The sequence below is a fragment of the Candidatus Kuenenia sp. genome, from assembly GCF_039794105.1.
In the GTDB taxonomy this organism is placed as follows: Bacteria; Planctomycetota; Brocadiia; order Brocadiales; family Brocadiaceae; genus Kuenenia.
Genome location: NZ_JBDIWA010000043.1, coordinates 20,597 through 28,297, shown reverse-complemented (window position 1 = coordinate 28,297; position 7,701 = coordinate 20,597). Strand labels below are relative to the sequence as shown.

Here is a 7,701-nt window from a genome sequence, read left to right as displayed (position 1 = left end):
ACGAAGGTTCAGCAGAAGATATCGGGCAGTTTTCGTTCTTTGGAGGGAGCGAAAATTTTCTGCCGCATTCGGAGTTATCTCTCGACCTGTCGAAAACAAGGGGTAAATTTGAGCCGGGTATTACAGAGGCTATTCCGTGGTGAGTTGCCTGCTTTTGCCAGCTCGTAACGACAGTGGGTGAAAATACGCTGAATAGATACTATTTTTCAATATACACGATAGTAAACTTGAAGCACTAAATACGAAGTTCAAAATACGAAACAAAAAAAACATGATTAAACCAACACATTTACAGATAATATTTTTCCGGAGAATCGTCTCTCTGATTCCTGTAAAGATATCCTTTTCCTGTGTAATAGTGTTATTTTTTCTTGCTCTGCTGCCGTACCACGCTGGAACCACGGCCTTTGTCGAATCAAAGTGTACGATATATTTTTATAACCCGGAATCAAATATCGACAACTATGCCTCTCTGAAAACAAAATTCGACCTGTACTTAAAAAAAACCGGCCCATATCAGTTTCAACCCTTCAGCGATAGAAAAACTTTTGAGAACAAAACCAGGGGTCAGCATAATTGCATTTTTATCCTCTCAAGCTGGTATTATAAAGAATTAAGAGATTTTACTTCTCTAAAGCCTGTTCTCATAGGCACATTAGACGGCAATTCTATACAAAAAAAGGCGCTTATCGCCAAGAAAAGCATCGACTCCCTGGCAATGCTGAAGGGCAGCAGCATTGCTTCTTCAGGCAGTAAAGAATACACGGTAAAATTTCTACAGTCTATGCTGAAGGGAAATGACAAAAACATTCTCGAAACACTTCAAATTCTCAATGTTCCCAAGGATATTGATGCGCTTATCTCTGTCGGCTTTGGCCTCGTCCAGGCAGCATTAACCACTGAATACAGCATTGAGATGCTTGCGGACATAAATAGTGGATTATATAAAAACCTTTCCATTCTTGCGGTAAATGAAAAATCCCTGCTCCCGGTTGTGGCAATACCGACAGAATACGGTAAAGGGGCAACGGAGTTGCTGGAAATAATTAAAAATATGGTGAGAACACCTGAGGGAAAAAGTAATCTTCAGATGTTTGGAATTGATGGCTGGAAAATGCTCGACGAAAGTGATTGGGAGTTATTGCGTTAACGGGTAGAGCCATCAGTCCGGAAAAGAAAGAAAAACCACAAATTACACAGATCAAAAGAGGCACGAAGAAAAAGTTACAAGAAAAAGTTTTTACAGGGTAATACAATAGAAAGTATTTCATGGCCATGAAGGTTAAAAATCTGACAAAAAAGATTAAAAACTGCGCACGTAAAAAACCTGCCGAAAGTATTCTCCTTATCACGCTTTCGATGCTGGTGGTTACGGCGGTTTTTCTGTCCCGTATGTTACCGGCAGATGAAAAAGGCGGGGCATTGATCATCAATTCCAATGAGTCCGTAAAAAAATATTCCCTCATACAAACCGTATTTAAAACTCATTTTGATGGCGCAGTTGCGGAAATTGATATCGGAAGCAACTGGCTTGATGAAAAGACCGTAGAAAAAGCGCTATTAAACAAAGATCCCAATATAATTTTTTCTATAGGTTCAAAGGCTTATCTTCTGGCATGCAGGGTTGCGAAAGACGCCAATATCATTTACTCTTTGGGTATTAACTGGCAGCGTTTCACTATAACCGACAAAACATATGTTATCGCCAGCGAAGTCCCTCCCCTTACAAACGCAATGATGTACCGCTATTTCTTTCCTGATATAAAAACGGTGGGCATTCTCTATAGCAAAAATCACAATAAAGAATGGTTCAGGGCTGCGGTTACCGAAGCCGAACAAGCCGGAATCCAAATTATAGGGAAGTCTATCACAAAAGAAAAGGAGGTAAACAATGCGCTCAACTACCTCCTGCCAAAGGTTGATGCACTCTGGTTAATTTCAGACCCGGTTATTCTTTCCGGTATGGAACAGGTGAAAGAAATCTTTGCTCAATGCGATGCAAGAAAAATACCTGTCTTTTCCTATGACCAACTCTTTACAGATTTCGGCGCATCGTTTATCATTTCGGCGGATGTCGCCACAATGGGAAAACAAGCCGTTAAAATAGCGCAAAATCTTTTATCAAACAAAGACGTTGTCGAAAAGGTGCAAAATCCGGCAGGCACTTATATCGCCATAAACGTTGAAAAGCTGGAACTGTATGGCATAAAACTGAATACAAAGGCGTTTTCCTCCGTGAATGAGTTTATTGAATAAATAACATATGACAATGAATATCCGGACAAGAAACAGCATAAAATGGAAACTTCTTATCACGATGCTGGGGTTGATTATTTGCCTTCTGACAATATTGACCCTTGTTCAGATTTATTCTCAAAAGGAAATATTGACAGGGGAACTTGAACAACGGATTGCGTTAATAAAGGATAATCTGCGCAAGCAGGGAAAAACCCTTTCCGACAATCTGGCATTTCAGGTTGAAGATGCGCTTGCATCATTTAACCTCCTGGATATCTTCAACAAGACGAATAAAGCCGTGAGGGAAAATACGGATTTGAAATATATCATCCTCACTGATTTAAAAGGTTTTGCGCTCATTCACACATTAAAACCGGAACTGAATGACAGTATCCTCTCAGGCAAAGACGATACATTTGCGATAGCTCAAAAAAATGCAACTATCAATGAGTTTGAAAAAGATGGGACGCCCTATATGGAATTTATCGTGCCCATCCGCGTCAGCGCTGATCAGTGGGGAGTATTGCGGCTCGGATATTCACTGGAAAACCTCTATCAGATACTCTCCGCTTCGCGCCACAAAATTAAGGAGCAGATATTCAACATTATAATACGTTCCGGCCTGACGACTATCGTCTTTATTGCGATTGGTTCATGCCTGGTGCTTTTTCTTTCTTCCAGGCTTGCACAACCGCTTATCAAACTGGCGCAAATGGCACAAGAAATTGCAAAGGGAAATTTTTCCGTTTCAGAAGACAGCATCCTTAACTCAAAAGATGAAGTTGGCGTGCTCGCACAAACATTCTCCATCATGTCAAAGGAGTTAAAGAACTATTATGAAATATTGGAAGATTACAGCCATTCGCTGGCAATGCGGGTGGAGGAACGGACTGCGGAACTACTGAAATCAAATAATCTTTTAAAGCAGGAAATCTATGAACGCCAGCGGATTGAAGCGGAACTGGAAAAAGCCAGGGAAGCAGCAGTCGCCGCCAATAATGCCAAAAGCGAATTTCTCGCCAGCATGAGCCATGAAATCCGCACCCCCATGAACGCTATTATCGGCATGTCAGACTTATTATGGGAAACAACGCTGACGCCCAAGCAGTCTGAATACGTTAAAGTGTTCCGCACCGCAGGGGAAAATCTCCTCCAGATAATCAACGACATCCTTGATCTTTCCAAAGTAGAGGCAGGGCAAATCACCATTGAACACATAGAATTTAATCTGCGTGAACAAATAGAAAAGACGTGCGAAGTCATGGCGTTCCGTGCCCACGAGAAAGGCCTCGAATTGAACTGCCATTTAGCCGATGATATTCCTACTTCTTTTATCGGAGACCCGGTGCGCCTGCAGCAGATACTAACAAACTTAATTGGAAATGCCATTAAATTTACCAGTACAGGAGAGATTCTTCTGACGGGAAAACGTAATAAACTGCCAGGCAAAAAAGGCATGCTGCTTTTTTCAGTTTCTGATACCGGAATAGGCATCCCGGAAGAAAAACAAGGCATTATTTTTAATATCTTCTCTCAGGTGGATTCTTCCACTACGCGTCAATATGGCGGAACCGGGCTAGGACTTGCAATCTGCAAACGCCTGGTTGAATTAATGGATGGAGAAATCTGGGTAGAAAGCACCCCGGGCAAAGGAAGCAACTTTTATTTTACCGTAACCCTTGATGTTCATCCTAAACCTCAGGGACAAAAAGAAGTACCGTTATCGGGCGCTGAAAAACCTGACGTCCTGATAATAGACGACAATGCCACAAACCGCATGATATTACGTGATATGCTGCACGGATGGGATATTACCGCCGCCGAAACAGAAGACGGAGAAAAGGGGTTAAACGAACTCAAACGGGCAAGGAACGCCGGAACACCTTACAACCTCCTTCTCCTGGATTGCCGCATGCCCGGCATGGACGGGTTTCAGATTGCGCATTCCGTTAAGAACGATCCGGAGCTTGCCGGTCTGATTATTATGATGTTCACCTCTGACAACAAAAGCGGGGACGTCGCAAGGGCAAAAGAATTAGGAATAACCACATATCTGGTGAAACCCATCAAAAGATATGACCTTCTCACCAGCATTAACGCCGTCATAGACCCACAAAAGACCATACCGTTTACCGCGCCGGCGTCTCGCACCGTTATTCAAATACCTGAAAGCGTTCCCACCCGGCAGCTCTTGCTAGTTGAAGATTACTATCACAACCGGGTACTAATACAAGCCTATCTTAAGAATACAAACTTTAAAGTGGACGTGGCGGAAAATGGGCTTGAATGTCTGGAAAAATTTAAAAACGAAAAGTACGACCTTGTATTAATGGATATACAAATGCCCGTAATGGACGGTTATACGGCAACAAGGGAAATAAGAAAATACGAAATGGAACACGGGTTGAAAGCAACGCCCGTTATTGCATTAACAGCTCATGCATTTAAAGGAGATGAACAAAAAAGCATCGACGCCGGGTGCAATTGCCACCTTATTAAGCCAATAAAAAAACAAACGCTTATCGACGTCATACATAAATATGTCCCTTTGCATGCAAATCACACACCGGCGGCAGACGGTGAAAAGGCGGCATTTTTAGCAGATAAAGTTACGAATGAAATTACTGTTGAAAATAAATTACTTGTTTCAATTAATCCGGTATTTAAAAATGCTATTCCTGAATTTATTGAAGACGTACGAAGCGATATAATGACAATGACTGCTGCATTACAAAACACAGACTACAAAACAATCGAAACACTGGCTCACCGGTTAAAAGGGGCAAGCGGAGGCTATAGCTTTGACGAACTTACCGACATGGGGAAATTCCTTGAAATAAGCGCTAAAAACAAACACGCAGCAGAATCACAGAAATGGATTAATGCAATGTCACAGTACATTGAACAAGTGATGGTTGTATATGAATAACCCAATACTCGGCAATAATAAGATTGGTAGGCCAGCAAGGGGGATTTTGCCATTAAATAAATGTAGCGTTACTCGCCAAATAACAAATAAACTATGGGTTCAGGTTATAAACCTAAGCCTGCGCATGATTTTAATGTAACGCGGAGAGCAAAAACGAGAGGAGAATATTCGTGCAAAAGCCCTTTATTTTAACTGTTATCGTATTCATATGTTACGCTGTCGGTTGTAAATCGCCTGTTTTTTCTGAAGAAACAATAAACGAACACCCTGCATCCATTGGGAAAAACAGTGGCGATGACATTGTTTTTCCAGAACAAAAAAGTACAGAAAAGACTGTAAAACTGGCACAGGCAGAAAGTTTATTTCAGGATGAGGTGAAATGGTTGCAGGAAGAAGCCGGGGCAATGGTCGCCATTGCGACAAGACACGATATCCCGGTAAAAAAAGCGCCTGGTATTGTATCTGTAATCACCGGACAGGAAATAAAGAACATGGGACACCGCACGCTAACAGATTTTTTAAGAACTGTACCTGGATTTGAAATTTCAAAGAGAGGAATATACGGCGCAGTAATTCCCTATGTACGCGGTATTGAAAGTGACAACAGAATAAGGGTCATGGTTAACGGACATTTTGTAAACAACCCTTATAAGGGAGAGGCATTCCAAAATTTCGACGACTTTCCTTTGGAAAACGTTGACAAAATTGAAATTATCAGAGGGCCTGGCTCTGCATTATATGGAGAAAACGCCCTTATGGGGGCTATTAACATCATCACAAAAGACGCCCCCGATACAGGCGGCATTTCGATAAACAGCGGCTATGGAAGTTTTAATACAATGGAAGGAAATGTTCTGTTCGGAGAGAAATACGGAAAATTAAGCGTTACCGGAATGATACACTACACCGAGACAAATGGCTACGAAGAATCCATAAACAGTGATTTTGTCACCTCTCTTGATAATTCGTTTTCTTCTTTCGGTTTTCCGGTGGCGTCGGAGGCGCCGGGAAGTCCCGAGGACTGGAGAAGGAAATACATCCTGAATCTTAAAACGAATTACAAGGACTTTTATTTCGAAGGTTTCTATCTGAACAAAAACCGGGGAGGTTATCTTGGCATCCAGGATGCCCTGACAAATGAAACCAATATTGAAAGCAATTATTTATTTACAGAACTCAAATATAAAAAAGTATTCGCTGACAAGTTTACTATAAACCCCAGGATATATTACGACCAGTTTGATGACAACTATTATGTTGAATCGTTACCGGAAGGAACAACGCTGCCGCTTGATACCAATAATGACGGACTCTATGAAACATTTTACACATACCCCGACGGATTGATTGGCAATGGCATATACAGCCAAAAAATAGCAGGCGCTGAAATCCCGCTAAATATCGAATTATTTGAAGGAAACATAGTTACTATGGGAATGGAATTCAGGTGGCTGCACCAAACAAACATACAATATTACGCAAATTTTAACCCTTTGACCTATGAACCAATTTCTTCTCTGCAAAGTTTTTCAGACACATACCCCTTTTTGAAAGAAACAACAAGAAGGATTTGGTCTGCCTACCTGCAGGATGTATGGGACGTCACGGAAACGATAAATCTTACCATGGGATTACGCTTTGATGACTACAGCGATTTCGGCAGCGAGGTCAGTCCGCGTGTCGGGATAACATGGGAATTTCTGGAGAATGCCACAATCAAATCGTTGTACGGAAGGGCATTTCGCGCCCCGAATTTTTCCGACATGTACATTACTAACCAACCAGCCATTCAGGGAAACGACAGCTTAGAACCTGAAACAATTGACACCTACGAAATCGGCTTGCAGTATAAATACAACATAAGTACATACACCATACAAAGCGGGATAAACTATTTCTACAATGATATAGCGGACCTCATTTCCCTAAGGTCAACAGGGCTAGGGTATAGTCAATATGATAATTACAGCAATGCGTATATCCACGGGATTGAATTTGAAAGCAGGGTCAATTTTACCAAAAATAATTACCTCTTTATGAATTACACCTTTCAGGACCCCAATGACGAGAACGGAAAAAATCTTCCCTTTGTCGCAAAACATAAAGGGAACTTCGGGATAAATATGCAGCCATGGAAATATATCAATACAAACCTGAGCACCTTTGTGAGCGGAAAACGTTACCGGGAAGAAGGCGACTCAAGGGACGATTTACCTTCTTACGCACTCCTCAATCTTTCTCTCATAGCAAAAGATTTCTGGAAAACAATGGAGATACAGGGAACGGTTAATAACCTGCTCGACAAGGATTACGATGATCCCGGAAATACCTATATTCCGGATGACTTGCCAAGACCGGGCAGAACCTTTTTTATAGGGATGACTTATGCCTTTTAAAAAAAATATCGCAACTGCTCATTCCCTAAATTCTGCACTCATAATTGTACAACAGAAAATTACTACCTTGTACTAACGGACTTACAAATGCCGGTAATGGCTTGTTACACTGCAACAAAAGAAACAAGTAGAAATTAT

General features: G+C 41.5%; 4 protein-coding genes and 1 pseudogene. All 5 read left to right on the top strand.

The features are described from left to right. Positions 1 to 168 (top strand): annotated as a pseudogene (locus tag ABJL82_RS15085) (IS66 family transposase); the annotation flags it as partial. Positions 169 to 271: 103 nt separating this feature from the next. Further along, positions 272 to 1,150, top strand: coding sequence for a hypothetical protein (locus tag ABJL82_RS15080; RefSeq protein WP_347275533.1), 879 nt, complete (start codon positions 272 to 274; stop codon positions 1,148 to 1,150). 119 nt (positions 1,151 to 1,269) lie between these two features. After that, the gene (locus tag ABJL82_RS15075; RefSeq protein WP_347275532.1) at positions 1,270 to 2,256 is read left to right on the top strand and encodes an ABC transporter substrate binding protein; all 987 of its coding nucleotides are present in this window, start codon (positions 1,270 to 1,272) and stop codon (positions 2,254 to 2,256) included. A gap of 13 nt (positions 2,257 to 2,269) precedes the next feature. Then, positions 2,270 to 5,167, top strand: a complete 2,898-nt coding sequence (locus tag ABJL82_RS15070) for a response regulator (RefSeq protein WP_347275531.1) — start codon at positions 2,270 to 2,272, stop codon at positions 5,165 to 5,167. A gap of 170 nt (positions 5,168 to 5,337) precedes the next feature. Further along, complete coding sequence (locus ABJL82_RS15065; RefSeq protein WP_347275530.1) at positions 5,338 to 7,563, top strand: TonB-dependent receptor; 2,226 nt, start codon at positions 5,338 to 5,340, stop codon at positions 7,561 to 7,563. The last annotated feature ends 138 nt before the right edge of the window (positions 7,564 to 7,701 follow it).